The sequence below is a fragment of the Micromonospora sp. NPDC003776 genome (assembly GCF_053605645.1).
This window is the reverse complement of sequence record NZ_JBSGJR010000978.1, coordinates 1-1,164: the sequence shown is the minus strand read 5'-3', so window position 1 is coordinate 1,164 and position 1,164 is coordinate 1. Positions and strand designations below refer to the sequence as shown.

Below are 1,164 nucleotides of genomic sequence, written 5' to 3'. Positions count from 1 at the left end.
CCACGCCGGCCTCCGGCTCGGGGCCGGCGGGCTCCCGGTGGGCGTGCCGCCCGGAGCGCAGCGCGCCGACCAGGCCCAGCAGTCCGATCAGGACCAGCGCGCCGGCCAGGAACCAGCCGACCGGCGGCAGGGTGAGGCCGAGGATCCGGGCGAGCAGCCACCAGACCGCGAGGGCCAGGAAGGCCAGCCCGAAGGCGAACGACACGAGGTCGGTGCGGTGGGCCTTCATCGGGTCACCTCCAGGTCTCCGGCGTTCACCCGGATGATCAGCCGCAGGGTGCCGCCGCCGGGGCCGTCCGCGCCGAGGTCGGTGGTCTCCCACCCCCGGCGGTTCAGGCCGCCCGCGCGCCGGCCGAACACCGAGGCGTCGCCCGCGTTCACGTCCGCCACCGTGGTGACGTCCACGTTCGGCGGTACGACCACCGTGGCCTTGCCGAGGTTGACCACCATGGTCACCTGGGTGTCCTTCTTGTCGAAGTCGACCGCGCGCAGGTCGAGCACGCTGTCGCCGAAGTTGTTCTCGTACCGGTCGGCGAGGTCGCGGTAGCTGAGCGGGGCCCAGGTCACGTCGCCGTCGATGCCGCGTACCCGGTCGTAGGACTCGGCGACGGTGGCGATGCCGAGCGCCGCGGCGGTCACCAGGCCGAGCGCGATCAGCCACCGGGCCCGGCCGAACCAGGTGCCGACCAGCAGCCCGAGCCCGATGGTGGCCAGCGCCGCCGCGAAGTAGCCGGCCGCTCCGACGGAGAAGACGTCGAGCAGGTCGAGCACGGCCACCGCGCCCAGCGCCAGGAAGATCAGCGAGAAGGTCGCCGCACCGAGGGCGGAGCGTTCCTTCGGCCGCTTGGGCGGCCGGGCCGGTCGGGCCGGCGCGGGAGCCGGCGGGTAGGGCCCGGCGTACGGGCCGTGCGGCGCGAACGGCGGCCGGTAGCCGCCCGGCGGCGGCGCGCCGACCGGCGCCGGGGGTGGCACGGAGACCGGCTCGCCCAGCGGAGCCCCCGTCGTCGGCCCGCCCGGCCAGGGCGGCGCGGCGTGCCCCGTCCAGATCTCGCCGGGCCGGCCGGGGGCACCGACCTCGGCCGGGTACCCGGCCGGCTGCTTCTGCGCCGCCTGGTACCGCGAGGCCATCCCGTCGTTGTACGCGGCCTTCTGCTTGTACATCAG

1 protein-coding gene and 1 pseudogene are annotated in these 1,164 nt (G+C 75.9%); both read right to left on the bottom strand.

The window, feature by feature from the left end; genetic code table 11:
- Positions 1–229, bottom strand: a pseudogene (locus tag ACWEVO_RS36870) (hypothetical protein); the annotation flags it as partial.
- A partial coding sequence (locus tag ACWEVO_RS36865; protein WP_452312004.1) for a LiaF domain-containing protein occupies positions 226–1,164 on the bottom strand: 939 nt, incomplete at its 5' end. The pseudogene ACWEVO_RS36870 and the gene ACWEVO_RS36865, both read right to left, overlap by 4 nt.